Source organism: Microcoleus sp. B4-D4 (assembly GCF_036705185.1).
Lineage (GTDB): Bacteria > Cyanobacteriota > Cyanobacteriia > Cyanobacteriales > Microcoleaceae > Microcoleus.
In genome coordinates this window covers 21286-47302 of record NZ_JAUBTX010000006.1, presented here as the reverse complement: position 1 = coordinate 47302, position 26017 = coordinate 21286, and the positions used below count along the sequence as shown (strand labels likewise).

23 protein-coding genes and 23 tRNA genes are annotated in these 26017 nt (G+C 45.2%); 9 read left to right on the top strand and 37 right to left on the bottom strand.

What is annotated here, in order from left to right:
- Positions 1 to 45 precede the first annotated feature (45 nt).
- Complete coding sequence (locus QUB13_RS07370) at positions 46 to 1914, top strand: tetratricopeptide repeat protein (RefSeq protein ID WP_333379881.1); 1869 nt, start codon at positions 46 to 48, stop codon at positions 1912 to 1914.
- A 61-nt stretch (positions 1915 to 1975) separates the two neighbouring features.
- Here the strand turns inward: QUB13_RS07370 and QUB13_RS07365 are convergent, their stop codons facing one another.
- Entirely contained in the window at positions 1976 to 2608 is a 633-nt protein-coding gene (locus QUB13_RS07365; protein WP_194012195.1) for a L,D-transpeptidase, read from the bottom strand.
- 709 nt (positions 2609 to 3317) lie between these two features.
- Here QUB13_RS07365 and QUB13_RS07360 point away from each other — a divergent pair.
- Positions 3318 to 3821, top strand: a complete 504-nt coding sequence (locus QUB13_RS07360) for an autotransporter (RefSeq protein ID WP_333379880.1) — start codon at positions 3318 to 3320, stop codon at positions 3819 to 3821.
- 104 nt (positions 3822 to 3925) lie between these two features.
- Positions 3926 to 5272, top strand: a complete 1347-nt coding sequence (locus QUB13_RS07355) for a sorbosone dehydrogenase family protein (RefSeq protein WP_333379879.1) — start codon at positions 3926 to 3928, stop codon at positions 5270 to 5272.
- Between the two features lie 591 nt (positions 5273 to 5863).
- Here QUB13_RS07355 and QUB13_RS07350 read toward each other — a convergent pair.
- The 3 genes from QUB13_RS07350 to QUB13_RS07340 form a co-directional block, all read right to left on the bottom strand.
- Positions 5864 to 6313: a DUF924 family protein gene (locus tag QUB13_RS07350; RefSeq protein WP_333379999.1), complete on the bottom strand. Its 450-nt coding sequence runs from the start codon at positions 6311 to 6313 to the stop codon at positions 5864 to 5866.
- Positions 6314 to 6732: 419 nt separating this feature from the next.
- Positions 6733 to 7089: a peptidoglycan-binding domain-containing protein gene (locus QUB13_RS07345; RefSeq protein WP_333379878.1), complete on the bottom strand. Its 357-nt coding sequence runs from the start codon at positions 7087 to 7089 to the stop codon at positions 6733 to 6735.
- 126 nt (positions 7090 to 7215) lie between these two features.
- Positions 7216 to 7854: a HesA/MoeB/ThiF family protein gene (locus QUB13_RS07340; RefSeq protein WP_333379998.1), complete on the bottom strand. Its 639-nt coding sequence runs from the start codon at positions 7852 to 7854 to the stop codon at positions 7216 to 7218.
- A gap of 346 nt (positions 7855 to 8200) precedes the next feature.
- Between QUB13_RS07340 and QUB13_RS07335 the strand changes: the two genes are divergently transcribed.
- The gene (locus tag QUB13_RS07335; protein WP_333092928.1) at positions 8201 to 8560 is read left to right on the top strand and encodes a DUF4189 domain-containing protein; all 360 of its coding nucleotides are present in this window, start codon (positions 8201 to 8203) and stop codon (positions 8558 to 8560) included.
- Between the two features lie 186 nt (positions 8561 to 8746).
- On the opposite strand, the gene QUB13_RS07330 is transcribed toward QUB13_RS07335, so the two are convergent.
- Complete coding sequence (locus QUB13_RS07330) at positions 8747 to 9088, bottom strand: hypothetical protein (RefSeq protein ID WP_333092927.1); 342 nt, start codon at positions 9086 to 9088, stop codon at positions 8747 to 8749.
- A gap of 442 nt (positions 9089 to 9530) precedes the next feature.
- On the opposite strand from QUB13_RS07330, the gene QUB13_RS07325 reads away from it, so the two are divergent.
- Entirely contained in the window at positions 9531 to 9842 is a 312-nt protein-coding gene (locus QUB13_RS07325; RefSeq protein ID WP_333379877.1) for a DUF433 domain-containing protein, read from the top strand.
- 97 nt (positions 9843 to 9939) lie between these two features.
- Here QUB13_RS07325 and QUB13_RS07320 read toward each other — a convergent pair whose 3' ends face one another.
- The 30 genes from QUB13_RS07320 to QUB13_RS07175 form a co-directional block, all read right to left on the bottom strand.
- Complete coding sequence (locus tag QUB13_RS07320) at positions 9940 to 10200, bottom strand: hypothetical protein (RefSeq protein WP_333379876.1); 261 nt, start codon at positions 10198 to 10200, stop codon at positions 9940 to 9942.
- A gap of 288 nt (positions 10201 to 10488) precedes the next feature.
- Positions 10489 to 11451 (bottom strand): GNAT family N-acetyltransferase, encoded by a 963-nt coding sequence (locus QUB13_RS07315; protein WP_333379875.1) that lies wholly within the window; start codon positions 11449 to 11451, stop codon positions 10489 to 10491.
- A 170-nt stretch (positions 11452 to 11621) separates the two neighbouring features.
- Positions 11622 to 11695: transfer RNA gene (locus QUB13_RS07310), tRNA-Lys, on the bottom strand.
- Positions 11696 to 11769: 74 nt separating this feature from the next.
- A complete protein-coding gene (locus tag QUB13_RS07305) occupies positions 11770 to 12312 on the bottom strand; it encodes a Uma2 family endonuclease (RefSeq protein ID WP_333379874.1) in 543 nt (180 codons plus the stop codon).
- Positions 12313 to 12495: 183 nt separating this feature from the next.
- A complete protein-coding gene (locus QUB13_RS07300; RefSeq protein ID WP_333379873.1) occupies positions 12496 to 13068 on the bottom strand; it encodes a dihydrofolate reductase family protein in 573 nt (190 codons plus the stop codon).
- 160 nt (positions 13069 to 13228) lie between these two features.
- Positions 13229 to 13477: a type II toxin-antitoxin system VapC family toxin gene (locus tag QUB13_RS07295; RefSeq protein WP_333379872.1), complete on the bottom strand. Its 249-nt coding sequence runs from the start codon at positions 13475 to 13477 to the stop codon at positions 13229 to 13231.
- A complete protein-coding gene (locus tag QUB13_RS07290; RefSeq protein ID WP_333379871.1) occupies positions 13474 to 13692 on the bottom strand; it encodes a hypothetical protein in 219 nt (72 codons plus the stop codon). The genes QUB13_RS07295 and QUB13_RS07290 overlap by 4 nt, the downstream gene beginning before the upstream one ends.
- 132 nt (positions 13693 to 13824) lie before the next feature.
- Positions 13825 to 13907 (bottom strand) — tRNA-Ser (locus QUB13_RS07285).
- Between the two features lie 4 nt (positions 13908 to 13911).
- Positions 13912 to 13985 (bottom strand) — tRNA-His (locus QUB13_RS07280).
- A 5-nt stretch (positions 13986 to 13990) separates the two neighbouring features.
- A tRNA-Ala gene (locus QUB13_RS07275) sits at positions 13991 to 14085 on the bottom strand.
- A 54-nt stretch (positions 14086 to 14139) separates the two neighbouring features.
- Positions 14140 to 14216, bottom strand: a tRNA-Ala gene (locus QUB13_RS07270).
- Between the two features lie 7 nt (positions 14217 to 14223).
- Positions 14224 to 14297 (bottom strand) — tRNA-Arg (locus QUB13_RS07265).
- Between the two features lie 16 nt (positions 14298 to 14313).
- Positions 14314 to 14385: transfer RNA gene (locus tag QUB13_RS07260), tRNA-Thr, on the bottom strand.
- Positions 14386 to 14480: 95 nt separating this feature from the next.
- Positions 14481 to 14554: transfer RNA gene (locus tag QUB13_RS07255), tRNA-Leu, on the bottom strand.
- 44 nt (positions 14555 to 14598) lie between these two features.
- A tRNA-Leu gene (locus tag QUB13_RS07250) sits at positions 14599 to 14672 on the bottom strand.
- Between the two features lie 4 nt (positions 14673 to 14676).
- Positions 14677 to 14749 (bottom strand) — tRNA-Pro (locus QUB13_RS07245).
- A 4-nt stretch (positions 14750 to 14753) separates the two neighbouring features.
- A tRNA-Leu gene (locus QUB13_RS07240) sits at positions 14754 to 14834 on the bottom strand.
- Positions 14835 to 14857: 23 nt separating this feature from the next.
- Positions 14858 to 14934: transfer RNA gene (locus tag QUB13_RS07235), tRNA-Leu, on the bottom strand.
- 26 nt (positions 14935 to 14960) lie between these two features.
- Positions 14961 to 15034 (bottom strand) — tRNA-Gln (locus QUB13_RS07230).
- A 5-nt stretch (positions 15035 to 15039) separates the two neighbouring features.
- Positions 15040 to 15118: transfer RNA gene (locus QUB13_RS07225), tRNA-Gln, on the bottom strand.
- A gap of 10 nt (positions 15119 to 15128) precedes the next feature.
- Positions 15129 to 15203: transfer RNA gene (locus tag QUB13_RS07220), tRNA-Asn, on the bottom strand.
- Between the two features lie 6 nt (positions 15204 to 15209).
- Positions 15210 to 15282: transfer RNA gene (locus QUB13_RS07215), tRNA-Phe, on the bottom strand.
- Positions 15283 to 15285: 3 nt separating this feature from the next.
- Positions 15286 to 15372: transfer RNA gene (locus QUB13_RS07210), tRNA-Ser, on the bottom strand.
- 218 nt (positions 15373 to 15590) lie between these two features.
- Positions 15591 to 15672: transfer RNA gene (locus QUB13_RS07205), tRNA-Tyr, on the bottom strand.
- Positions 15673 to 15685: 13 nt separating this feature from the next.
- A tRNA-Lys gene (locus QUB13_RS07200) sits at positions 15686 to 15760 on the bottom strand.
- 5 nt (positions 15761 to 15765) lie between these two features.
- Positions 15766 to 15840 (bottom strand) — tRNA-Glu (locus tag QUB13_RS07195).
- 52 nt (positions 15841 to 15892) lie between these two features.
- Positions 15893 to 15966 (bottom strand) — tRNA-Cys (locus QUB13_RS07190).
- Positions 15967 to 16044, bottom strand: a tRNA-Glu gene (locus QUB13_RS07185).
- A gap of 111 nt (positions 16045 to 16155) precedes the next feature.
- Positions 16156 to 16228, bottom strand: a tRNA-Asp gene (locus QUB13_RS07180).
- A gap of 383 nt (positions 16229 to 16611) precedes the next feature.
- On the bottom strand, positions 16612 to 16875 hold the full coding sequence (locus tag QUB13_RS07175; protein ID WP_333379870.1) for a hypothetical protein: 264 nt from the start codon (positions 16873 to 16875) through the stop codon (positions 16612 to 16614).
- A gap of 37 nt (positions 16876 to 16912) precedes the next feature.
- Between QUB13_RS07175 and QUB13_RS07170 the strand changes: the two genes are divergently transcribed.
- Positions 16913 to 17845: a polysaccharide deacetylase family protein gene (locus tag QUB13_RS07170; protein WP_333379869.1), complete on the top strand. Its 933-nt coding sequence runs from the start codon at positions 16913 to 16915 to the stop codon at positions 17843 to 17845.
- A 180-nt stretch (positions 17846 to 18025) separates the two neighbouring features.
- Positions 18026 to 18970 (top strand): biotin--[acetyl-CoA-carboxylase] ligase, encoded by a 945-nt coding sequence (locus QUB13_RS07165; protein ID WP_333379868.1) that lies wholly within the window; start codon positions 18026 to 18028, stop codon positions 18968 to 18970.
- A 137-nt stretch (positions 18971 to 19107) separates the two neighbouring features.
- Here QUB13_RS07165 and QUB13_RS07160 read toward each other — a convergent pair whose 3' ends face one another.
- Both QUB13_RS07160 and pdxA read right to left on the bottom strand, forming a co-directional pair.
- Positions 19108 to 22719, bottom strand: coding sequence for an OmpA family protein (locus QUB13_RS07160; protein ID WP_333379867.1), 3612 nt, complete (start codon positions 22717 to 22719; stop codon positions 19108 to 19110).
- Between the two features lie 195 nt (positions 22720 to 22914).
- A complete protein-coding gene (pdxA, locus tag QUB13_RS07155) occupies positions 22915 to 24015 on the bottom strand; it encodes a 4-hydroxythreonine-4-phosphate dehydrogenase PdxA (protein ID WP_333379866.1) in 1101 nt (366 codons plus the stop codon).
- Positions 24016 to 24528: 513 nt separating this feature from the next.
- Here pdxA and petM point away from each other — a divergent pair.
- Together petM and QUB13_RS07145 are read left to right on the top strand one after the other, a co-directional pair.
- Positions 24529 to 24687 carry a cytochrome b6-f complex subunit PetM gene (petM, locus tag QUB13_RS07150; RefSeq protein WP_370528839.1) on the top strand — a complete coding sequence of 53 codons (159 nt, stop codon included), beginning with the start codon at positions 24529 to 24531 and terminating at the stop codon, positions 24685 to 24687.
- A 352-nt stretch (positions 24688 to 25039) separates the two neighbouring features.
- A complete protein-coding gene (locus QUB13_RS07145) occupies positions 25040 to 26017 on the top strand; it encodes an SDR family oxidoreductase (RefSeq protein ID WP_333092915.1) in 978 nt (325 codons plus the stop codon).

Below are 26017 nucleotides of genomic sequence, written 5' to 3'. Positions count from 1 at the left end.
TACTTCCTGCTGTCTCAATAAAAACTTATTAACTAAAAATAAATTATGCCAGAATCTACCTCATTGCGCGATCGCTACCTAGCACTGATCGATAAAATTGTCGAAATCACCCTCAAAGGTCAAATTCGCTCTAAAGAACAAGTTTATCAAATGCTGGTGGAAGACATTAGCACCGGCACCGGCGAAATCTTTGAACGCTGTTTTGGCGAACGCCTTGACGCTACCGACAACCTGCTAAGAAACGAAAAAGACGAAATCAAACAAGCAAAGGCAAATCGCAGCCTCAGAGCGCTAAAAACCATCCAAGGAGAATGGGAACGCTGGCAGAAAGATAACCGCGTCGATCGCGAAATCGCATCATCCATCCAACAAATCCTTACCGCCGAATCAAACGGCCGTCTCCTGGCAATATTGCAAGTAATCGATCCCAATAAAGAACATCCGCTGACTCTCGCTCAATTGCAGCAATTAGCAAAATCCCTGCACCAACAAATGCTGCAAACAACTAATCCCGAAACCGAGCGAGATTTGCAGCAAATTACCGCCGGTATTGCCAAAGGTTTAGAATCTTGGCAGCGGTTGGAACCGGAACTCGTCGGTTGGATTTATCAGCCGCAGCAGCTAGGATTCGCTGGCAGTCCCGAACAAAATGGGCCTTGGGCTTTTTGGGCGAAAAAGGTTAACAGTCCTTTGCCTCATGCTCTTTTGCAGACTATTTCAATCGGTGAATCTATAGTTGAATTTGCAGCCAAGCAATCTACTGTAGAAATAGGTACATTGGTGGAATTGGCGATTATTTTGCAGTGTTTGCAACGGGCTTTGGCGACATGGTTTGACAAGCAAGTTTATGATTCCAAAGTATCCACAAAAGCTTCAATTTCTACTTACATTACTTTTGCGGTAATTTGGAGCCAGCTAGCTAGTGGGTTTAATAATTCTACTAAGAGCGGGGAACAGTTGGCTAATGCTTGTTTTCAAGTAACTTTGCAAATTTTGCGGGCTTTTTCTGTGCGGGAATACTTTCCGCTTTACGGGGGAATTTTTGCTTCGTTTGACGGTAAAGCTCTGCGCCATACTTTGGATTATTTAGATGAACCGCTGCGCCGTGTTGAAGGTACTCAAGCGAAAGCTCGGATTCTGACGCTTTTGGGTTATTCGATGCAGGCGGCGGGGGCTTACGAGCGATCGATCTTGCTGCACAAACAATCGCTGGAAATTGCCCGCCTCGAAGGAGACAAAGCTTGCGAAGTTGCTAATCTCAATCACATCAGCCGCAACTATGTTGCTCAAAAAAATTATCAGGAAGCGATTAATTACAGCCAGCGGGCTTTAATTATGGCACGACAAGCGGGAGAGCGGCAAGGTGAGGCAAATGCCTTGGCTAATTTGGGCTACAGCGAAGTGTTTCAGGCGCGGCAGTTGGAGGAGGTGGAACCGGAGGTTTATGAAAGTGCGATCGGCTATTTGGAGCAAGGTTTGTTGTTGTCGGAAAAATTGGGCGATCGCCAAAGTCAAGCTTTTTGCTCTAGCAGCCTCGGAATTGCTAAAATTGCTCTGGAAAATCCCGCAGGTGCGATCGAGTATTTGATTGAAGGTTGGCAAGCTGCCCAATTTTCGGGCGATTTGTATTTGCAAGGTCTGAATTTAGCTTATTTGGCTCAAGCTTATTACAGCTTGAATGAACTAGAACAAGCGATATTTGCTGGCTGTTTGGGGATGTATACTTTGGAGCAAATTGGGGCGGTAGAGTGGCGGCAATCGGCTGGTTTGCTGACAATTTTGCGGGGACAAATGGGTTCTGAAGCTTTTAAAGAATCTTTGGCCAAAAGCCGATCGAAGATCATTCCGGCGATCGGCGTTGATGGCTACGATTACATCCCAGAATTGCTGGAAAAATACCAGCAATCTATTTGATATTCGTAATGTTGAAAAATCAGGGCGGGCACTCTTGGCACCGCCCCTACGGAAACTACGATTACTTCTCAACAATCACAGACGTACCAACTGCGACTTTCTCAAATAAAGCTTGGGCATCTTTATCGAACATTCTGACACAACCGTGAGAAGCCGCTCGCCCGATCGACTCTAGAGTCGGAGTCCCGTGAAAACCGATCACATTCTTACCATCAGTCCAAAACCCGATCCACCTACTCCCCAGCGGATTGTCGGGCCCTGCGGGTACAAGTTCTCCCGTCCAAGGATGTTCCCAAACAGGATCTTTAATCATTTGCATGACTTTAAAGCTGCCCGTGGGAGTTTCCCAGCCCTGTTTCCCGACAGCAACCGGGAAACTCGCTTGCACCTTATTTTTGCGGTAAACATAGACGCGGCGTTCTCGCAATCTCAGCACTAAACGGACTTCCTCAACGGGATTTTCTACAGCCTTTGGTTCCTGGGGAATAAACTGCAAAGATTCGCCCAGGGGCGGCAGTTCTGGGGCTGCGAGATTCGGCAATTTTACCTCAGATTTTGATCGCTCAGTGGCGGCACTATTGCTTGGATTTGCAACAGATTGGGCAGTCGCCTGCTGCTGTAAGGCTACAGACAGCGCCGCCGCACTCAAACTCAGCACAATTAACTTGTTAAATAAAAATTTGCTGTTTACCATTTTTTGTTCGCTGAACTCCTCACTAGAACTTGCTACAAAGCTGCTATCCAATTATCCGCCAACTGCACCCGATATGCAAATTTTCGAGCTGAATTTTTGACTGTAAATTCGCCCCAATCTTTTGTTTCCATTTCACAAATTATAACTTGTTTAACGGTAACAGCAAAGGTTTGTAGTGAGGAATTTAGTCCTCAGATGGGATGCGAACTTTAGTCCGCAATTTAGGACAAAGTAAAGTCCGTACTACGAACTGTTTTTGCGATCGAGCTGCCGGACATAATTATGATGCGTAAATCCTGCAAACCCATGATTTAATTTTACCTGGGACTAATTTTGATTTTTTAGCTGTGGCAGACTGGCGATCGACAATTAAAACTGTGGCACTGCTGAATCCGGCAAGCGCAATCTGTCTTTTTGCCGATTTTCCCGCCCGGGAGCGACAGTTAGGTGGGCCTAAAAAAACGGAAATGGTCGATCGAACAAACTCAATATATCACGCCTGCACAAAGAGAGATCCCAAGTGCTGAACTTATGGTAAATCGGGAACTTTTGATATAAAATTCAGTCGCTAATAAGTTATTCGATAATCTTTTGTAATATTGTTATAAATTTCCTACTCCGGGGATTAAACTGGATTAGGTGTAGAGGTTGGGATTTTCGCGCAGCGAAAGCAAACCCAACCCAGAATAGTAGTTAATGTGAGGTTTCAATGCGTCTTCAGAAAATCAAATTATTGACAGGTGCAACCCTGTCGGTGCTAATTTCGGCTGTCTCAGTGCATCCGGCGATGGCTAACCCTGCAACTCAAATAGCCCAAACGCAGACCACCACAACAGCAAACACTCAAACCCTGACCGGTTTTGTCAAAAGTATTGTCGGCGACGTAGTAACAATTAGCCCCGAAAATGCACGGTACAGGACTCTCAGGATTCAAAAATGCGTCCTGAAAATTATTGGCCTCGTACCGGGAATGAAAGTCAGAGTTTTGGTAGCCGGAGATATGGTGCAAAATATCGCCGTGATCTCCGACTACAAGGTGGTAGCTACAACGGTTGTTCGTCCCGCCATCCCAGCACCGCGTCCGGCCCCTGAACCGCCACCAATGCTTCCGGCTCCCGCTCCCCGTCCGGTACCCCGTCCGGCTCCCGCTCCGATTCCGGCTCCCCGTCCGATTCCGGCTCCCCGTCCGGCTCCTGTGAGAGGACTTTGGTAGAGCTAGGTTTTTAAACGGAATTAAGTCACCGCGCGCGGTGGCTTCGCTGTTTAATAGCAATTAGAATCAAAGAATTGTCGAGCAATTGTGGAGAAATCGCTGCTATGTCTTACCTGCGTTTCCTGTTGCTAATTCTGCTGCTGCCGTTGATTGGGTGCGATCGAGCTACAGATGCCACAGCCACTCCTGTTCCCCAGCAAAATCCGCTGTCGCAAATTCCCTCCCCTGCACCGCTGACAAATGGTCGGACAAATCAAATTGTACCGACCAAACCGCTTTCCCCGCAGCCGATCGGCATTGTGGCAAATTCTTTGCCGCAGCCAGGAGCCACCGAAAGCGCCTCGAAACCTCCTCAAGTAATACCGATTCCCCCATCGCCAGTGCTGCGAGTGCCTCCGGGCTTTGTCGTCAACGTGTTTGCTGACAATTTAGACGCTCCCCGATGGCTGGCTTTGACACCGACTGGGGATGTTTTGGTAACAGAAACCCGGCAGAATCGGATTACGCTGTTGCGGGATGGTAACGGCGACGGTGTTGCTGAGGTTCGCAAGACTTTTGCTAGCGCCCAAAATAATTTAAATATTCCCTTTGGCATGGCTTTTGCCGATCGCTATTTTTTCCTAGGAAACACCGCCGAAGTCCGCCGGTTTCCCTACACAAAAGGGCAGGAACAATTAACTGGAACAGGGCAAAAAATTGCCGATTTACCGGGCGGTGGCTACAACCAACACTGGACGCGAAACGTTGTCGCTTCCCCAGACAACCGCCAGTTGTTTGTATCAGTTGGTTCCCAGTCTAATGCCAACTCCGAACCGCTGCCGAGGGCGTCTGTGCAAGTGATGAATTTGGACGGCACAAACCAGCAAACATTTGCTTCCGGTTTGCGAAATCCGGTGGGATTGGATTTTCACCCCAAAACTAATCAACTCTACGCCACAGTCAACGAACGCGACGGTTTGGGAGATGATTTGGTGCCGGATTACTTGACAAGAATTCGTAAAGGCGAGTTTTACGGCTGGCCTTACGCTTATTTTAAGCCGAATTTGCTCGACCCGCGCCACGCTAAAAACGGCAAGAGCGATCGACCTGATTTAGCGGCCAAAACATTGATGCCAGACGTGCTGTTTCAGGCGCACTCGGCAGCTTTGGGACTTCAGTTTTACGACGGAAAAACGTTTCCCAAAAGATTTTTTAACGGGGCGTTTGTGGCGTTTCGCGGCAGTTGGAACCGCAACGCAGGAACTGGTTACAAAATTGTGTTTGTACCTTTTAATGCGGCTACCGGACGACCTCAAGGTTATTATGAGGATTTTTTGACTGGTTTTCTCACCGATCCTTCTGGCCCGAAAACTTGGGGGCGGCCGGTTGGTTTGCTGGTTTTACCTGACGGGAGTTTGCTGTTTACTGAGGAAGCGAACAACCGGATTTATCGGGTTCAGTATCGCGGGTGAAAAAAGGGCGATCGATTAGATACCGACTTTTTCAAGAAGTCGGGAATCTGATTTTTTAGTCAGCTTCAAACCTTACTTATATCAAATCCGGTAACATCGGAATGATTCAGATATATATTCTCTCCCTCTGTGTACTCTGTGTTCTAGTAAGGTTAAATCATTCCGATGCTACCGGAAACGATATAAGTTGAGATTTACCGGAAATTTTTTGAATAATTAATAACCTATCTGCTTCCGCAGTTTCGCGATTTAAATCCGACAGTTCGTAAAATGATAATTTTAGTAGCCAATTTGATTTGAAATTTTAAATGTTAGCCGAAAATCGCTATTTTTTATATCAATTTCAGTCTGTGCTTTTTGCTTTAAAGTCAGTGAGATATTCCTCTTAATATCGTTTCCGGTGGCATCGGAATGATTTAACCACAGAGACCGCAGAGAACACAGAGGAAGACTAGAGAGAGATGAATACAGGACGATGAAGCGCGGATTTGATCTGACTCGATTTTATAATTGGGATGCTACCGGATTTGATATAAATATAGCATTTTCTAGTTTGTAGAGCAAATAACCTAAAAGTTTTGCAATCGCGCTTTAAAATCTCGAACCTGGTTGTTTGAGAAACTCTGCTTCTTCGGGTGTTGTTTCGCGTCCGAGAATCTGGTTGCGGTGGGGAAATCTGCCAAAACGCTCGATTATTTTAAAATGTCGGATTGCGTATTCAATCATTGAATCTCTGTCAGTTTCGCCGTAGAGTTCGCGAAATAGTTCCACAGATTTGTGCTGGTGTTCTAAGTTTTCGCTATGTTCAAAAGGTAGGTAAATAAACCATTTTTCTACTTGCAGCAATTCGCGATCGAAGTTATTGTTAACAGCGTGTTGGGCGGCGGCTAAGGCTTTGCTGTCAGTGGCGAATGCTTTCGGCGTTTCGCGAAACATATTGCGCGGAAACTGATCGAGCAGTACAATTAATGCTAGGCAGTTTTTGGGGGAATCTTGCCAATAGTCTAGTTTGCCGGAGGCGGCTAGTTCGTATTGGGACAGAAAGTGCGATCCTCTTCGAGGGCTTCGCTAACGCACTTGGGCATCAAAATCCGCATCTTTTTCAAACCATTTCTTGTGGACTTTGCCAAACTCAGGAGAGTGCGATCGACCAAACCAAAAATCTAAAACTTCATTCATTAGCAATCTAATATGCGATTGATTCTTGATGGCAATGTAGGTATCTTTAGTTGCACAAAATCTACTTGATGTGCAACTACAAATCCAGGGATTAATTATTACCAAAGATGACTCCAACCAAACACAGGTACTTGCTTTCCGAGGCTATCGAGGGTCGAGAAAAAAAATTAGATTACAGAGTTTAAGCTTCCAGATTCATCTGTTATCGAGTAAATCTAAAATCTAAAATCTAAAATCTAAAATCCACTGACTTAGGAACTTTTGTTTTCCGGTACTTAAACTTAGGAACTAGCAAACAGTCTGTCCCAAGTTTTGCCTCCCACAATTCCGTCTACAGGAAGGTGGGCTTGCCGCTGAAATCTCTTCACTCCATCTAGGGTTGTCGGGCCGAATACGCCATCAAGTGCGATCGGCTCTGGGCACACACCCTGCGCGTTCAACAATTTTTGCAGTTGTTTGACATCTGCCCCTCTCGATCCGTGCTTCAAAATCCTTTTATGGAATCTAACTTGTGGTTCGTGGCAATCATTAGTCGGACAAACAGTGCCGCCCGCTGAATAACTGGCTGCATTGGCACCAGTCAAAACTAATAAAGCCAGAACTGCTAGTAAATAATAAAAAGTCTGCGATCCAACCATACTTTCCCTGTTAATTTTCTCAAGCGTTTTCTGCAAGTTTGACGATTGTTTGAGAGTAATAAACCGGGTTTCTGGGATGGAGGTGTCCAATCTCGACCGGGTTTCTGGCAACAATCAACCGACATTTTACAATATAAGTGGCTGTACTGCAAAATCTCCGATCGTGCAAGTTAAATTTTGTTGCTCTTTGGTAGCAGCAAAGGTAACAATTACTTTGCAGGCGACTGCAACTGTCAGCATTACCAAGTTTCTCGCCAGGGGGTAATCGCAAACGCGATCATTTGCTGCTGAAGGAACCCGATAGTGTTGGTTCCAAATTATTTCGGAGTAATCGGCTGCTAATCGGACGCGCAAGCAGGGAATGGAGACTCTGGTACAGTAATCTTTGACTGCTTGCCGCCCGACGCTGTTATCAAAAGTATCGATCGCGACGGCGCTATTGGCAAGCAGTCGATCGGCATTTGCGCGTGTCAATTCTTTGGAGTGCGCGTCAATGCTGACGGATAAAGCGCGGTACGGGTTGTTGGCGAGAATTTTGGCTTTAAATGCGCCGATGTCCGATCGATAATAAGGTTGAGTGGAAAGGTTGCGCTCTTCGATGCGATCGCGATCGATGACTCTTAACTGGCAAAAGCCCGATCGCGCCAGACTTTCTGTAATATTCGCACCCAAAGCGCCCGCGCCGCAAACCGTTACCGAAAAGTTTTTTAGCAGCGACATTACTTCGGAACTTCTGTAAAGTTGTTTGTGAAAAAATATACTTATAGTAATTGGGAATTGGGAATTGGGAATTGGGAATTGGGAATTGGGAATTGGGAATTGGGAATTCGTTATTTGACCAAATACTAACAAGTAACCACTAACCACTAACTACTAACTACTAACTACTAACTACTAACTATTTCCGATGCCCCATCCCTCCGCTTCGCTCCGCCCATTATCTATCTTCAACTACTCCAACTAACGACTTTTAAATTAATCGAGTATTAATTTTTCTAAAGATTCTTGACATCAATAAATATTCTAATATAATAGTGAGCAATCGTCAAGATAAATCTTGTAAAGCTCTGAATCGAATATGTTGCAAAATCTCTTTTTCAAGTTGGTTGGAGTGACAGTTTTGACAGTTTCAATCTTGGGCTATGCCCCAGTTGTTCGAGCTGAAAATACTCATGGAGCTACTGCTTATTCTCCGACTTCTGACGCGACGGGTATTAGTTGGGATCATGCTACAGAGAAAGAAGCGCTAGACGCAGCAGTCGCCGCGTGCAATCAGCAAAGTGATGGGGCTAACGACTGCGAACCCCTGACATCTAATACGAATAACTGTGGAGCGATCGCAGTAGGTAAAGGAGGAGCGGGCGCGGGTTGGGGCGATGATAAATCAGCAGCAGAAGCTCAAGCTTTGGCTGGTTGCAGCGAACTAGACGGCGGCAACTGCAAAGTGCAGCTTTCGGCTTGCAACAAGTAATTGAATTGATAAAAATCGGTCGGAGGGATGTATATTTCCGATCGCAAAACAGCTTAAAAAATATCTCTATTATATCCAGTCAGTTATGCAAAAAAAAGGCTTGTAGTGAATACTTTAGTCATGATAATCTGATGACTAAAGCTCTCACTACAAACCACTTGGGTGCGCCACAAGCACCTTACCCAGTTAATCACCTATTTCGGAAGTAACTGGATCGGGTGGCAGTAAACTTTCTAATCTATCTTTTGACCAGTATTCAGTAGGATAGGCGAGTCCAATAATATCAGAGAGTCGAATCAGCCACGTAACTTGTCCGTAAGCATCAGTATTTTCTCCCTGTTCGTTTGGGGGAACAATTACCAAAAGTTCGATAAATTCTCCAAACAAATTAATCGGAATGCCGCCGAAACTACTATTATTTGTTTTAATCCAAATTTTACTGCCTCGATCGAGAGCTTCTTGCAGTCGCTGGAAGAGCAAACTGGATTTTTTGACCAGGGATTTTTGGGTTTTTGACTTTTTTCCCATAGTTTTAAGAAGTTAAAGTAGTTGTACTGTCGGTTGCACGGTGGCTTGAGGTTAACGCGCGCTCCTCTGCTGCAAGCTTCGCTAACGCGATTTGGTATTTCAACGAACAAAAAAAGGTGGTGAAGCGGGCTTATCCCCTAGGGAATCGCCTTGTCAACACCCTATCAGTGTAGTCTACAAGAAAGTGCTGCAGTGCGATCGTAACAACAATTTAATTGCCAAATCGGGAAATGACACCAGTTTACAAAAAATGTAAGTTTAGCAAAGCTTCAAACCCTTAACTCATAAGTGATTCCCAATTATTCAATTATTTCATATAAAATCTAAAATCCTCCGATATTCGGTGGGAGTGTTACAGAATCAGTTAGGGATACCCGTATTTATACTGTGCCCAAATTGCAGTATAATCGACGAAATCTTCCCAAATCGTTTAAGTAAAAAAATGGACTGGCGAAAGCTCATTCATCCCAACCGGAAAACTTCAACAAGTCCACCAGCAGCGCCAGAAACTCGATTGTCTGTAGAATTCTTGTTGGGGCTGTTTGCGGCGGGATGGACGGAACAACAGGTATTAGAAAAATATCCCGCATTCACTTCGGAAAAGTTGCGCGAGGCTTTGGCTGCTGCTGATTCAAAGTTAATTTCATCCATCGCCAATCCAGAGTTACTAGAAATTGTCGAGCAAACTAGAGAAGAATTGAAAAACGGGAAAAAGTTATCGCTTGAGGATATTGAGGGAGATGTTTGGGAGTAATCTTAAATATGGTTAGATGGGAATTATACAGTAGTGCGATCGTCCTCGATCGCGATTATTTGTCGCCAGCGGGGACGATCGCACTGCACTCGGAAAATTACCATTCTGTTTCTGCCAAATGTCGATGATTTTGACGCATTCCCTCTAGCATAACTTGTTCTGACACCACATTCAGAATTACGCCCCAACTGCGACAGTAATTCCTATCGGCATCAACAAAATAAGGTGCAGAATTTTCGCCTTCATCTGTTACCATAATGAACTGCTCGACAACTTGCTTCTTAAGTCGCATTGCTTCCACCGCGCAACCGCAGCTAGTGCCGCCGCCTGCGTTAATATAACTCTTGCAAAAATCCAAAGCACCCCACCCCAACCCTCCCCTTATTAAGGGGAGGGAGCAAGATTATTCTTGTTTCTCCCCTTAATAAGGGGGGACTTGCGGAGGGTAAATTTGACTTTTGCAAGAGGTCTAATGTGCTTGAATGCGCGTTCCCAATCAATCAATTCGCTGCCGTTTGCTTGGACTTGGTACGGCATCGTGTCAAAGGCCCAGACGAACAGTACAGCTTCGCAAATGCCCGAAATCATGGCAGCGAGACGCTTGGAAACCCGGTTTCTCAAACCCTGCGCGCAAGTCTCAAATCGCTCAAACATCCTTTACATAAAAAATGCTATCGCGAATTTTGTGGAAGCCGGCTGACTCATAAAGTCGCAATGCACCGGAAGGGTTTGCAGCATCTACGCCGATAATTGCAGTCTCGACACCGGCAGCTTTCAGTCGATGCAAACCAGCCAGCAACATAGCCCGTCCCAATCCAATTTTGCGGAAACCTCGCCTTGTACCGAGAACAGTAATCCAGCCTTCATTTCGTCCTGTGCGATCGCACTCTTCCGGGCTAATTTCGCAATAACAAAAAGCTGCAAAAGTCTCGTCAGCAGCAACTGCAATCAAGTCTAAATCTTTTCTATAATTGGGTTGGGCTAAATCGTATTTGAATTTTTCGACTGTTAAATCGCGGTGGTTCCAGTGATCGATAAACGATTGGTTGTACATTTCTACCCAAGCTTCCGAATCCTGCGCGCCGGGGAATAGACGCAGCACAAAACCTTCTGGGAATTCGGGTTGTGCGATCGATTCCGAGAGCGATCGCGCCATGCGGCAAAAATGCCGATCGACTCGAAAACCGCAACTTTCCAGCACAGAAATGCGATCGGCATCCTGTGCCCTAGCCCAGGATCGCAGCTTCACAGGCGCGCCCCGCTCTTTTACAACTTCGCGCATCCGCGTTTCGCCCCAAGCGACGGCTACCGCTTCCACATCCCCGGATCGGGCGTCGGGGTGGATGCGAAACGACAGCAAACCCTGGATTGGCTCTCCAGTTTCCGAAATCGACAACGAGGCGAAACCGATTAATTTGCCCTCGGCATCTTCCCAAAGGCGGATATCGCGCGCTAAATCTCGCGACGGTTCGTTAATTTTTTGTTGCAATTCCGAGATGGAAGTGCTTTGATCGAGCCGATCGACTGCTTCGCAAATATCGATCAAATCGACGATCGCACTTAAATCGCGATCGCCTCCATAGCAGCGCGCCGAGAGATTTGCTATCATAGCTAATCACCATTTCCTGTTGTTATTCAATTTAAAAATAGCTTGGGCGATCGCGCGATCGGGTCGATCGACATTAAAAATCCCAAAACGCAAATACTCACAGTAATCCAACCCCTACAGCAGTTGATTGCACTCGTGAGTTTCGCTCGATTCAGGTTAAGGATTTGGGATGGGAGTAGAAGGACTTGAACCTTCGACCTTGAGATTAAGAGTCACCTGCTCTAACCAACTGAGCTATACTCCCGCATCGGAGCTAATATAACACAACTATTCTGAAAAATCAAGTGTTTTCGTAAAAATTTGTGGCGATCGCCCCAATCACCCGAAAAGTCTCTCAACGGATACGCGAATGTCGGGAAATGCCAGCGGTATAACTGTTCCCGCCTCGATCTTTTGCTCTGTAGCGTACTCGCCATTCTGAGGATAGCGAAACACGATGATTTGCTTAGCAGATAAATTTAAAACCCAATATTCTTGAATTTGTGCCGAGGCATAAATGGCGGCTTTCAACTCTAAATCCTTCTTCAAGCTAGTTTGAGCAACCTCTACAATCCAAAAGATATCTTGAGGTTCGGGATGGCGATCGTTGTAAGCAGACTCCGGCAATCGCACGATCGCAATATCTGGTTCTGGTTCAGAGTCTGATAGCGTAATTGGCCCGTTGAAGCGGACATCAGCTTTACCTGCGAGTAGTTCTTCGAGATATTTAGTACCTCGTTTGGTTGTGTTGTAATGAATTGGGGTTTCTGGACTCATCTGGCAAACTTCACCGGCTAGCAACTCCACAGGGCGATCGCGTAGAATCCCTGCTTCAATCATGCGGTGATAGTCGCCCACAGACCATTTAGCTAGCGTTTTCATTGCAGAATCGACGCATTTTCTTAAAGAACAACTTTATTTTACACGAGCGCCCTTATTCAATACCGCTCTGCCAACCACCCTTAAAATTTCTGTTTTTGCGTTGTAATTCCTAGAAAATCATTTTTTAGTAAAGACTTCAGTCCTTTTTTCCCCCAGAAATTGCCACAGCTAAACTCTATATTGCTAATGCTTCAGTCGATAGTGAAGCAACATGAAACCGTTGCTGTAGATTTTGCGATCGACCAATTCCAGATTCGTCGGTGCGATCGCCCTCCCAAACACAGGAATTCCCGCCCCAATCACTACCGGGTTCAACTTCACAATCATCTCGTCAATCTCAGAAAAAAGAGTTGCAGCTAAATTGCCACCGCCGCACAGCCAGATATCTTGACTCGCTTCCTTTTTCAATTCTTTAACGAATGCAGCTGGATTGTCTGAAACGAGTTTAACATTCTTATCTGGACTGGCTTCCATACTGCGCGAAAAGACATACTGTTTCAAGCTGGGATAAGGATTAGTCAGACCCACATTTAGACCTACCTCATAGGTTTTCCGTCCCATCAAAACAGCATCAAACTGCTTGTTCTCTGGACCAATGCCGAGAGCCTTTTGAACGTGAGCCGGAAAAGTTTCAGGAAAAAACTCAAACAAATCAGCAAAATGCTCTCCTTGCATAGGAAAACAATCAAATGAGCCATCTTCGCGAGCAATAAACCCATCAACGGTGGAAGCAACGTAATATTTTAGTTTTCTCATGTTTAACCTTTATTTTGATAATTATTTTTTACAACAATTTTACATCGTACTGTTTGAACCTATCGTCATGTGTAATGATAGTGTAATCTTCTGCTTGGGCTTGAAAAATAATTAGGTGATCGAAAGGATCTTGATGATAAAAAGGGAGATTTTGCAATTTCTAGTAATAAATGAACTTAGTTTCTAGAATTTGAAAATCGTGGTTAATCAGAAACTTTTCTAACTCGGACACAGAAATAGACAAAGATAACTTACCGATGCTGATTTTGATCGTAAGTTCCCACAGACTAGCTTGGCTGATATAGATTTCATTGACAGGATTAGCAATCAGCGATCGCACATCTTCATCAAGCCGAGCGTTACCTTCAACAAACCAAATTAGAATGTGAGTGTCAATTAGATATTTCATGGCAACATATATTCTTCAAAGCCTGGAGGCGTTTCATCAAAATCATCCGCAACGCAAGTAAAAATTCCTTTTCCGCAGCCAAATTGACGAGGTTTGAGGACATCAGTCTTTTCAGGTGACTTTTCTTTCAGTTTTTGGATTTCGTTTAAAATTTGATTATCCTTTAATAACAAGATCCACTGAATTAATTCTAATTTGAGAACTTGAATGCTCATGGCTTCTAGGTGGAATAACTACTAAATTTAGACTTATTATAAACCAATCCATCCACCGAGGAGGTACTGCCCCTCCTATCGCCGCGTTATCAGCACGGTGTCTCGCTTTTCGACTTCCGGTGGTTAATTAAAAGGAAGATGAAGGAATCGAACCCTTACAGTTAACTGTACCCCAGTTTTCAAGACTGGTTGCCAACCATTTAGCGGCATCTTCCGAGGGGTGTCTGACGGGAATTGAACCCGCTATTACTGGTTCCACAAACCAGCGCCACTACCGCTTTGGCTTCAGACACCGCAGTTGAATCAAGGAGCATCGTAGGCGAAGCTTTCCCGAGGGCTACTCCTAACCTCTTGCGTGCCAAGCAAGCGCTCTACCAATTGAGCTATGAGCCAGCTTAAAAGATTCACCTGTCGAGTAAATCTAAAATCTAAAATCTAAAATTGGTGTGGTGGATTGCGATCGGATTTGAACCGATATCTTTCTAACAGCCAGTTAGATGCTTTACCAATTAAGCTACGAACCCCAGACAGCAGGAGCGGTAGGACTTGAACCCACAACATTCGAGGTAGAAGCTCGACACTCTATCCAGTTGAGTTACGCTCCCATGTTTTTTTGTTAATGGCAGATGGCGAGATTTGAACCTGCAAGAAAGCTTTACAAGAGCCTCATGTTACCAATTACATCACACCTGCATTTTTGGTGGCGGGGGCAGGAGTTGAACCTGCTATGAAGAGGCTTATGAGACCTCCAAGCCTACCCAGGCTACTTCACCCGCGATGTCACCAAATACCCCTGACTGGCATCGAACCAGCACTGACTAGATCCTAAATCTAGCGCCTCTACCGATTGGGCTACAGGGGCAAAACCGATTTGAAATTTGAGATTTGAGATTGAATAAAACCTCATACCCCTGACTGGACTCGAACCAGCAAAACACTCGTTCTAAGCGAGCGATGTTTTCCAATTACATCACAGAGGTAAAGTCGGGATGGTTGGATTTGAACCAACGACTCCATGCTCCCAAAGCATGGCTTCTGGCCGCTGAATTACATCCCGTTCATGCTCCCGGTGAGACTCGAACTCACAATCAAAATAGAACAGATTTTAAGTCTGCCGCGTCTGCCAATTCCGCCACAGGAGCAAGTAGAAACTTAGTTAAAAATTTGGTACTCCTGGTGAGATTTGAACTCACACAACACAATTCTTGAAATTGCGGCCTCTGCCAATTGGGCTACAGGAGTACGATCGATCTGCTTTTGCAGCAGAACTGGGAAGGTAGGACTTGAACCTACATTTGTCCGCTTTCAAAGAGCGGTGCCATGCCAATTAGGCGACTTCCCAATAATTGGATGCCGGGGTAGGCTTTGAACCTACATAAACTCCTATTTCAGAGATAGGCGACTTTACCAATTTGTCTACCCGGCAATTTGAAAAATGGCTGCCTCAGTAGGACTCGAACCTACAACCTAGCGGTTAACAACCGCTTGCTCTACCATTGAGCTATAAGGCAACGCAATCCCCCAAGTCAGTATCGAACTGACGACTTCTTGTTCTTCAAACAAGCGCTCTACCAACTGAGCTATGGGGGGAAACGGAGAAGGTAGGATTTGAACCCACGACGGGTGTTAAACCGCTCTTTCTTAGCAGGAAAGCGCCATAAGCCGCTCGGCCACTTCTCCACAGCGAGAACGGAGGGATTTGAACCCCCAAATGTTCAGTCGCGCAAACTGAATTGTTGTCCAGTTACAACTCATTCTCAAAATTGCAACGGCATATTAAATACACAGGACTTACCCAAGGGGTCAAAAACCCGGTTTCTCTCTTAATATCTCTCGTAGAGATGCAAGATTTTTCTCAGAAACTGGGTTTTCTGTATAAGTCATAATACAGTTGCAAATGGGTCGGGCTGGAATTGAACCAGCAACGCTTTAAGCTACTGTTTTACAGACAGCTACCCACACCAATAGGAGGGCCAACCCAAGATGGAAAATTTGGTAGGTCGCCAAGGAATTGAACCTCGATCCATCCGCTTAAAAGGCGGCTGCAAAACCATTCTGCCAACGACCCACACAAAGTGCTGACGGGAGTTGAACCCGCAATTCACTTGGGTGAAAACCAAGCGGCTTAAACCATTTGCCTACAGCACTATTTATTTGAGATTTGAGATTTGAGATTGCTCCTGCGAATTAGTAAGAACAGAGGTTAGGGCGGGATTTGAACCCGCGAAATTCGGTTTTGCAGACCGATGCTTTGAGCCACTCAGCCACCTAACCTGGGAGTCCCGACGAGGTTTGAACTCGCAATTTTCACCTTGAGAGGGTGACGGCTTAAACCAATTTGCCTACGGGACTTTGAAAGTTTTGAGTTTTAAGTTATGGGTTTTGAGTTAAAGAAAATTGTTAATTCAAAACTCATAAATTTGTTACTCATAATTTGTTACTCGCAACTCCGGGAAACGGAGACGAGGCTGACGGGTTTCGATCCCGCTACCTTCGCTGTGACAGAGCGACGCTCTCCCAATTGAGCTACAGCCTCAAGAAATTGCTGTTTGGACGGGTGGCGGTTGATTCCGCGTACTACAAGCCGATCGGGCTTTTGTTGCCGGAGTCTAAACCGCCGATGTCCGCAATTATGTGACACGATTAATTTTCTATTCGGTTTTCAAGGTTCGTATTGCTTGTGGAATAAGGCTTTTAAGCTCTTCCTCCTTCGCCGTACATTTATACTACATTGCGTATTACAAAACTGTCAAGGGGGTAATACAACTTTTTTTTAAAATTGGGTTTTTTCAATGGGTGTCGATCGCCCAAACCAACACTTTTACATCCCAGAGTTACCAAAAATCAAGACATTAGGCTGATAACCCGGTGGTGCAGCCCGTAATAAATCCGATGGTGAGACTGTACTACACACAGATATTAACCGTGCTGAGGTTTTTTGAGGGTTTGCTGGCGGAACAGTTTTCTTTGGCGGAAGTCGTGGCGGGGACTGCGATGCCTTCTGTAGGGATGTTTGAGATATCTTTTGATCGGAAATCGCCGCGATACAAACAAAGTCCACCTGCGCGCACTCAAGAAACTCTTAACTCTTGCCGGTTTTGTCTGTGTCGGCGCGCATTCGATCGCTGTCAATCCCGGCTGAGACATAATAAAAAATTTAGTTTTTTTCCCTGGAATTCCCATTATCATTATCCGCAGTGTGGAGTGAAAGGAATTTCAAGTGAGCGGAAATCATCTGTTTGAGAGACTGCGAAAAAAATGGCGTTTTGTGGCGATCGCCCTAACAGCGACTGCGATTAGCTTTGTCATCGGTACGCTGATGCCAGGAAACCAACAGGGAAGCAATAATCATGCAACCGCTCAGGTGCAGGTGCAGAATCTCAACCAATTTTTAACGGTAAATCCGCTAGCAAAGGAAGTAGGGGACGATCGCACAGCGTTGAATGTCGATCGCACAATTGAGAAACTTCTCACTGTATTGGAATCGCAAGAAAAACTTTTGACTTTTGTGCCGCCGGAACAGTTTCAGGGAAAAACTGTTTTTGAGGGAAAAGTCAAAGATTCTGAGAAAGTTATTGCTTTAACGGTTGATGACGGGCCGTGGCCGAAAACGACGGAACAAATGCTCGATATTTTCCAGCAAAATGATGTTAAAGCCACCTTTTTTTGGATAGGTAAATCTATCGAAAATTCTCCTGAAATTGCTCGAAAAGTTGTGGCGGCAGGTCACGCGATCGGCAATCATACGTGGCATCACTGGTACGATCCGATGGATGCAGCGACGGTGGCTGATGAAATCGATCGCACGGCAAAACTTATTTACGAAACGACGGGAGTTAAGACTACTTTTTTCCGTCCGCCGGGAGGTGTTTTGAATAATGGTTTGGCTAAGTATGCTAAGGATCGCAATTATTCTGTGGTGATGTGGTCGGTAACTTCTGCAGATACCGATCCGCACGCTCAACCGTCGGCTTTTGTTAATAATGTGTTGAAGGGTGCGAAGCCGGGGGCGATTGTTTTGATGCACGATGGCGGGGGCGATCGATCTCGTACTGTTAAGGCTTTACCGGAGATGATTGCGGGTTTGAAAAAGCAGGGATATCGGTTTGTGACGGTTCCTGAGTTGCTGGAAATGCAAGACCAATCAGCGTAAATTGTGGGGCGATTGCTTGTCTTTTTTTGAGGGTAATACTAAGGCTAAACAAACCCGGTTTCTTATCGCAGAAATCGGGTTTCTGACTCTCTGTGCGTCCAAGACTGATATCAATTACGGCTGTAGGGGAATGATTTAACCACAGAGAACGCAGAGAACACAGAGGAAGAGAAGAGAGAGATGAATAATTTCGATACTAACGGATTTGATATGACTGAGGAAAATGCCGATCGCCCAAATCACCTAAAAAAAACCTATCGGCCTGCGATAATCAGCTTTGAGATATCAAATATTACAAATCAAACCTTGTCTGAACAGCCATTAATTCCACCCGAATCACCCGCCGATAGCCCAAACTTCCCTCACTGGCTGCACTCGTTAGAAACCTGCGAGAGTACAAACAGTTGGGCGATCGCCCGCGCGGCCAAACTCCACCACGGAGATGTAATATTTACTAAGCAGCAAACCAGCGGGCGCGGTCAACACGGACGCACTTGGTACTCCCCAACAGGTGTTTTTACTGCTAGCTTTGTCCTAGACAATCTCAATCCCAATCTGTTACCCGGACTCAGTTTAGCAGTCGGTTTGGCGGTGATTTACGCGATCGAGGATTTGGTTCCCGAATGCCGCGATATGCTGCGCCTGAAATGGCCGAATGATGTTTGGATCGATCGCCACAAATTAGCCGGAATTCTCTGTGAAGCCACTTCTAGCAATGTTTCTGGCAAAACTCGCGCCGTTGTGGGAATTGGACTCAACCGCTGCGTAGATTTCGCGGCTGCGGGATTGGATGAAAGGGATCTCGGCAATGCGGTAAGCCTGCATTCGATTGCTACTACAGTACCAGATGAATTGTGTTTGCTCGATCGACTGCGGCACTATTTACTCGAACTAGCCGATATGTTTTCCACAACAGACAAGCCAGCCGAAAAGTCTGGTTTAGGGCTACTTTTGCCGGAATTGCGACGCCGCGACGGGCTGATTGGCTGTAATGTGGCGATCGAACTTTCCTCAGAAACCATCTGCGGAAAAGCCGCCGGCATTGACGGAAGCGGTCGCTTGTTAGTATGCTTGGCGGGCGATCGAATACAAGCCTTTACCTCCGGGCGAATTCGATTAAATTAAAAGTCATTAGTCATTAGTCATTAGTCATCAGTCATCAGTCATCAGTCATCAGTCATTAGGTAAAATTCCCAATTACCAATTACCAATTACCAATTCCCAATTCCCAATTCCCAATTCCCAATTCCCAATTCCTGAATTTAATTAACCACCTCAAATACTACTAATCTTCTCAGCCAGAGCGGTTGATTAGCCTCCACACCTTCAGGACTGCCCTTAGTAGAAGCCACCTGTATTCTGTTACCACTTATCCCTTGTTTAACCAGAGCAGTTTTCACATTTGCCGCCCTTCCCAGTGCCAATTTTTGATTTTCCGCCGGACTGCTCTTAAAATCACTGTAGCCAATAATTCTTAAATTCTTCGTACTATTTTCCTTCATATATTCCTTGACTTTTGTCAGCTTTTGTGTGAGGTCTTTTGGCGATAAAATTGCTGAACCCACACCAAAATAAAGGCGAATATCTATTGCTTGTGAGGAAGGTTGAGTGCCTATTCCCACTGTATTTGTTACAGACTTCACCCCCGGAATTTTTTCAAAAGCTTGAGTTATTTTCTCAGCATCTGCGGCCTTGCTCACGCTACCTGCAACGGCGACTTTTCCCTCTGCATAGCGAGCCGAAATATTAATGCTTTCTAATTTATTCAAAAGCTCCACAGTACGTTTGACATCGGCTGCAGCTAAAACTGGATCGGGAGGTACTTCAACGGCGATGATTTTATTGTCAATTGTTAATTTGGGAGCAGTTTGTTGAGCGATTTTTTCCGCTTGCAATCGCAGTTTTTGATTCGGTACTCGTCCCGAAATCTCCAATATTCGATCTTTAACATCTGCCGCGAGGCGATAAACCGATAACTCTGGACTAGATTGTAAAGCTAAATTTGTATCTGCTTCTATGCTAGCTGCAATCCCGCTGCGGTATTGATGAATTCCCCAAGGTATGCCAATTAAACCTAACGCTGCTAAACCGATAATTGGTAAAATTGGCTTTTTAGGAGATTTGACTTTTATATCTGTCTCGATTAACTTTTGCAAATTTGTGTTGATTTCGGGCGGCACTGCGGTGGAATCGCCGTTAAATGATTGGATTATATCTCCATATTCTTGAACAATATTTTTGAATATTGCTCGCATTTTGTACTTAAACCACTGCCTCGTTTCTCCCTGCATTACTACTGCGAGATAACATGAACCAGCGACTTCCAACACAATTGTAGATGTGCCGTATTCTATGGCATCAATCTCGGCAATGTTTCCCGATTGAGAGATACAATCGTTGACAAAAGCGCGAATAGCAGTCAGCATTCCCGCTACCATGTCTGATTCTAATTGTTCGCGTTCAGAATGCTGTACTGCTGAAATTACTAAGCCTGATTGTTTTTGAATTAAAAAAACAGCTTTAACAGTCAGCGGTGTTGTTTGCTGCATCAGCAATTCTGCTTCAGAAACTCCCTGTAATTTGGATTGAATTTTGCGACTAATTCCCTCTGTACTTAAGGATGATTCGACTTTTTCATTGATCTGGTGCATCATCTCTGCGATGTACTTTAAAATCGTGCTACCGACGATCGGATAAAGTGCATCCGACATTGCTTCTCGTTTGAGATGAATTTGCTGTTTGATAGCAGAGGCCATTTCCGGTGCGATCGCCATTGCAATTGCATCGGGCGATTCACTGACTGTGTGACGGATTCCCGCAGGAAGAGCAGGCGCTATGGCTACTCCCATCGAGTGTTTATTTTCTCGGGTTTTGGTATTAATTACTTCATCAATTATCGGAGTTATGCTTTCTGTAAATGATTGTCTCGACTGATTTATTGTTTCGAGCATCATTTCGGGAAATATCAGTTGAATTTGCCTCACTAATTCTTCCCGATCGCCTCCCCATTGAGCATCGGTTATTTTGCGTTCGAGTTCCTCTACTTTACCGTTGAGTTTGTAATTATAACCTACAACTTCATCTAACAATGGTAAAATAGATTCGATCGCAGACTTTTGTAGTTGCGCGTGATGGTTAGCCATCAACTCGTCAATCAAAGGTTTCAGTAAATCTGTAAACAAGTCTGTGGATTCATAAATCCGGTGTTCGATCGCCACAATCTTTTCTTCGATGTTTGCAAGTCTTGCATCGATTCTTTGATTCTGAAGGATGGCATCGACAGCGGGGGCGATCGCAGATTCTATCTCTAGCTTCGCTTCCCGAAGGCTTCCCGACACCATCTCTACGATCGCAGGCATGATTCTGCCCATCAACCCTTCTATTTCCGCTAAAACTTGCTGCTGAACTTCGACAATCCTACTTTCATTTTGCAATATTTGTGCTGCAATACCGCTGTTTTGAATGGCAGTGTTGACAGCCGGGGCGATCGCCTCTCTGACTTCTAACTTTGTCTCATCAATTTTCCGGTTTAGCGACTCAATCATTAGCGGCATCAACCGCGCCATGATTTCTTCCGGCTGAGACTTTTGCTGTCGCTGAAGATTGTTTAATCTACTTTCAACATCGCTCAATTTTCCTTGAACTTCTCTTTGCAGAATTGCTGATTCTATCAAAGGTTCGATCGCCGCTGCTACTTCTAATTTTGATCGATCAATTTTTTGGTTCAGCAAATCAGTGATTGCGGGCATCAGCATCGCCACGATCTCTTCTGGCTTCTGAATTGGCGACTGTTGCACCGCCAGCCGGGCCTCAATGATGCTTAATACTTTTTCTTCTATTTCTACCCAAGCTATTCTTACCTGTACCGACGGCGCGACAGCTTCGACAACCTCTAACTTTAATTCACTAATTTTGCGGTTCAGCAAGTCGCTAACTACCGGAACTAATTGCTTGATTAAATCTTCCGGTTGCTGCTGGGAACGCTGCTGAATGTTCGCCAGTTTATCTTCAATTGTTACTACTTTCTTTTCCAGCCCGTTGTGATTGTGAATTATTTGATTGACTGTCGGTGCGATCGCCGAAGCTACTTCTAACTTAGACTCCTCTACCCTGCGGTTGAGCAACTCGCCCACCACAGGCATCAGCCGTTGGATGAATTGTTCGGGATTCGGTAGTTGCTGGTGGTTGAAACTAGCAATTTGATTTTCCAAATCCGCTAACTTTGCCTGGAATTCGAGGGGATTAATTCCATCGTTGGTGGCGAGTTCGATCGCCTTTTTTAATTCCAACTTAAACCCCTCTACTTCTTCTCTCACCAACTCAGGAATTAACGGTCTGACTAAATTCATCAACTCCTTCGGTTCAGACATCAAACTTTCAAAATTTTCTAACCTTTGTTCCGCGTTCAAAATATGACTGTAAAATTCCGGCACATCCCTTTCAAAAAGCAATTGCTGCAACCTTTTGAACTCCTCCACTGCTTGTGCTAATTCTTCCTCCGAAGGTCGATAATTTTTGGCTACCTTTGCCGCACTCGATCCACCTGGTTCTTCATTATTTATTTGTCGTCTTTGTGATGGAATTTCTTCATTGTTAGTCAATACTTCCGGTACAACAGCAGAGGATTCGATTATAAAAGACAATCGCTTTCGCTGAGTTTCCTGTCGATCAAAATCCTCGATTTGTTGTTGAGATGACAGCGGTAATTTCAACTCATTTGGTCTTTTTTTAAAGTTTTTTACTAATTGCAATTCAGTCAGTATTGTTAGCAATTCCTGAAGTTGGTCTCCAGCGTTAGGGATTGCCAAATTTTCATCTGCAACTTCTGGTTCTGACTGATATACTTTGCCTAAATTATCATTAGATGCTGCCATACTTTGTTACCAAAATCTGATTTTAACCGATCGCCAAAAATGACCTGTTGGTTTATCGCCTCACTACTGCGAAAATCAATAGACATCTCCAATAATTCTTGTGGAACTGGCAGGATACCTGCTGTTTACAGGCTTTTTAGGATTTGTCTAATAGGAATGACACAATTAATTTTTCGCCCTGGGCCGATCTCGCGCCTATCGGCCTATCTTAACTGCTGTTCTGCGACTGGCCAACTCGGCCGCCAACTGCAATGCTGCTTTCATGCTGGAAGCATCGGCAATCCCTTGACCTACAATATCAAAAGCTGTGCCGTGATCTGGAGATGTGCGAACAAAGGGCAAACCAATTGTTGTATTGACTGCTTTGTCGAAAGCCATCAATTTTACTGGAATCAACCCTTGGTCGTGGTACATTGCCAAGTAACCGTCGTGAGCTTCCTTGGCTAAGCCGTACCAAACTTTAGCCGGTTTTACCCACAGGGTATCCGGGGGTACTGGCCCGTCTAACTGCACTTGAGGAAAGCGATCGCGCTGCGTTTCCAACCAAGGTATCATCCAGTCTTGCTCTTCCTTTCCCAATTTGCCATTTTCGCCACTGTGAGGATTTAAGCCAGAAATTGCAATTTTCGGTCTTTCTATCCCAAAATCTTCCCGCAAACACTCTACCAGCAATTCTAGTTTTTCGCTCAGCAATTCTGGAGTCAAAGCATCGGGTACTTGACGCAGGGAAATATGTGTGGTGGCGAGTAAAGTTACTAGCGTCCAACCGCTGTGGGGAGATGTGGCGGCAAACAGCATTCCGAAGCGCTGCGATGAAGATTTTTCTGCGAGGAGTTCTGTTTGTCCGGGATAATTGTAACCGGCCGCTTGCCAGCAAGTTTTGGAAATTGGCCCGGTGACGATCGCCCCAAATTCGCCGGCAAGGGTACGGGCGATCGCCCTTTCCATATACGCAAAGCTAGCCGCCCCGCTAGCTGCACTTCCAACACCGGGGACAATAGCGCCCCATTTGCTGTCTGGTTCTATATCAATAATGTTTAATGTTTCGGGATTTGCCAAAGATGCCGCAGCAGGATGGCCGGATCGCCACCCGTCGTAAGTTTGCTGCAAAATTGCCCGATCGCCAAAAACCGTCACTTTCAAAGCTGCAGCGGGATCTGCCAAAGCCTTGAGAATCACTTCCGGGCCTATTCCCGCCGGATCTCCGAGAGTTACAGCTAGTTTTGATTCCCGATCCAGACTCAAGGCAGTTTTCTCCCACAAAATACAGGAATTTCGGCAATGAAATTTTAACATTTAAGTAGCTAGTTTCCTAAAATTATCCAAGACCTGCCGAAAATCCCGGAAATCCCCGACTGCGGATGAAAACTCGCTGCTGGATTAACCCAGGCTGTGAAGTTTTTGAATGGCGATCGTTGATCTAAGTAACTTGATACAGTAAAATACCACCATGACACAGGCCATAACACCGTTGATACGTTAAAGCGCGATCGGCAAGTGGAACAATTGGTCAACCAGAAGTAGCAATCTCAAGTGAGATACCCAGCCGCTCTCAAAACAGTACGGCGAAACTTGACCCAGAAACCAGCAAAACTCAAATTTTCAATCCAAAAGTAGGGTGGGACACGCCCAAACTCTAGGCCAGTATCCTAGTAGGCTTGATTCAGATGAACCGGCAAAGATTGTCTAAACTCGACTGTTTGGTTGTGACTTGGGTAGAATCGAACTGTTCGGAAATTGCTCGCAAGAGATAGCTAATTTTCCGGTGAATCAAGGAATTGAGAATCTCCGTCTCTAACAAAGCCGAGAGTGTCAAAGTATGTTTATTTAATTTGCGATCGTCAAGGAACTCTAAAACACATGAACCCTGAATTTATCAGCGCAGCCTTTTTGTCATTTTCCCTAATTTTCGTCGGTATCGGTGGAGGCTTCTTGCTGCTCAAACTCCAAGGCGGCGGCGAAGAATAGGCGATCGTACCGAGCGTCGTAACCGGGTTTTTTTACTATAAAAATCGTGCAGGATCGTTGGCAAGATTAGAAAAACCCGGTTTATTAAAATTTATTGTCAGAGTCCTGAGTTATTACAACATATCGTCAACAAGACATCAGTATCAAAGCCACAAGCAAAATTTTTATAAGTCGATAAATACGCAACGCTTTCTCTCAAACTCTGGGACTCTCGGACTCTGAGACTCTCTCGCCTGCTGGATACCGATCGTTATATGAGACGATTTCAGGTTTTTGTTAAGTTTTTATAAAAAAATGAGAAAGACCTGATACTATTGTATAGAAAGTTTAAGATTCATAAATAAATCCCTAGATGACTTTATTGATTGTAGGTGCCACCGGCACTCTCGGCCGCCAAATAGCCCGCCGCGCCCTAGACGAGGGCTACCAGGTGCGCTGTTTAGTTAGAAATTACAGAAAAGCTGCATTTTTGAAAGAATGGGGCGCCGAACTGGTACCGGGGAATCTTTGCCAGCCCGACAGCCTGATTCCTGCACTAGAAGGCGTCAGTGCTATCATCGATGCAGCAACAGCCAGTGCCGGCGATTCTGTCAGCATCAAAAGAGTAGACTGGGATGGAAAAGTATCGCTGATCCAAGCAGCAGCAGCAGCAGGTATCAAGCGTTACATCTTCTTTTCCTTTCTCGATGCCGAGAAATATCCGCAAGTCCCCTTGTTGGAAATTAAGCGCTGTACAGAGCTGTTTTTAGCAGAATCCGGTCTAGATTACACAATCTTGAGACCTTGCGGCTTTTTGCAAGGACTGGTGAACCTGTACGCGATGCCGATTTTGGACAATCAGGCAGTTTGGCTGCCTAACAAGCCGTCAGCCCTTGCCTACATGAACACTCAGGACGTTGCGAAGTTTGCCGTCCGGGCGCTTTCGGTTCCCGAAACCGAGAAAAAAACTTTTCCGGTAGTGGGAAATCGAGCTTGGGATGCTGAAGAAATCGTGCGGTTGTGCGAGCGGCTTTCTGGGAAGCAAGCGAAAATTACGCGCACCCCAGATGCCTTGTTGCAAGCCACCCGTCAATTTGCTAAGTTCTTTCAGTGGAGTTGGAACGTAGCTGACAGATTGGCTTTTTCAGAAGTTTTGGCCGCCGGAAAACCCTTGAAAGCTCCGATGGATGATGTTTACAGTGTCTTCGGAATCGACCCCAAAGAAACTACTACTTTGGAGTCTTATCTCGAAGAATACTTTAATCTGATTCTGAAGAAGCTCAAGGAAATAGAGTACGAGCAGCTTAAGACGAAAAAACGGAGTAAACAAAAAATGCCCTTTACATTTTAA

Coding starts and splice junctions, on each gene's coding strand:
- QUB13_RS07160 (WP_333379867.1), bottom strand. CDS start 22,719: ATGGCAGCATCTAATGATAATTTAGGCAAAGTATATCAGTCAGAACCA.
- QUB13_RS07355 (WP_333379879.1), top strand. CDS start 3,926: ATGTCTTACCTGCGTTTCCTGTTGCTAATTCTGCTGCTGCCGTTGATT.
- QUB13_RS07345 (WP_333379878.1), bottom strand. CDS start 7,089: ATGGTTGGATCGCAGACTTTTTATTATTTACTAGCAGTTCTGGCTTTA.
- QUB13_RS07165 (WP_333379868.1), top strand. CDS start 18,026: ATGAATAATTTCGATACTAACGGATTTGATATGACTGAGGAAAATGCC.
- QUB13_RS07315 (WP_333379875.1), bottom strand. CDS start 11,451: ATGATAGCAAATCTCTCGGCGCGCTGCTATGGAGGCGATCGCGATTTA.
- QUB13_RS07325 (WP_333379877.1), top strand. CDS start 9,531: ATGGACTGGCGAAAGCTCATTCATCCCAACCGGAAAACTTCAACAAGT.
- QUB13_RS07330 (WP_333092927.1), bottom strand. CDS start 9,088: ATGGGAAAAAAGTCAAAAACCCAAAAATCCCTGGTCAAAAAATCCAGT.
- QUB13_RS07370 (WP_333379881.1), top strand. CDS start 46: ATGCCAGAATCTACCTCATTGCGCGATCGCTACCTAGCACTGATCGAT.
- QUB13_RS07305 (WP_333379874.1), bottom strand. CDS start 12,312: ATGAAAACGCTAGCTAAATGGTCTGTGGGCGACTATCACCGCATGATT.
- QUB13_RS07295 (WP_333379872.1), bottom strand. CDS start 13,477: ATGAAATATCTAATTGACACTCACATTCTAATTTGGTTTGTTGAAGGT.
- QUB13_RS07365 (WP_194012195.1), bottom strand. CDS start 2,608: ATGGTAAACAGCAAATTTTTATTTAACAAGTTAATTGTGCTGAGTTTG.
- QUB13_RS07175 (WP_333379870.1), bottom strand. CDS start 16,875: ATGGGAATTCCAGGGAAAAAAACTAAATTTTTTATTATGTCTCAGCCG.
- QUB13_RS07145 (WP_333092915.1), top strand. CDS start 25,040: ATGACTTTATTGATTGTAGGTGCCACCGGCACTCTCGGCCGCCAAATA.
- QUB13_RS07360 (WP_333379880.1), top strand. CDS start 3,318: ATGCGTCTTCAGAAAATCAAATTATTGACAGGTGCAACCCTGTCGGTG.
- pdxA (WP_333379866.1), bottom strand. CDS start 24,015: ATGTTAAAATTTCATTGCCGAAATTCCTGTATTTTGTGGGAGAAAACT.
- QUB13_RS07300 (WP_333379873.1), bottom strand. CDS start 13,068: ATGAGAAAACTAAAATATTACGTTGCTTCCACCGTTGATGGGTTTATT.
- QUB13_RS07290 (WP_333379871.1), bottom strand. CDS start 13,692: ATGAGCATTCAAGTTCTCAAATTAGAATTAATTCAGTGGATCTTGTTA.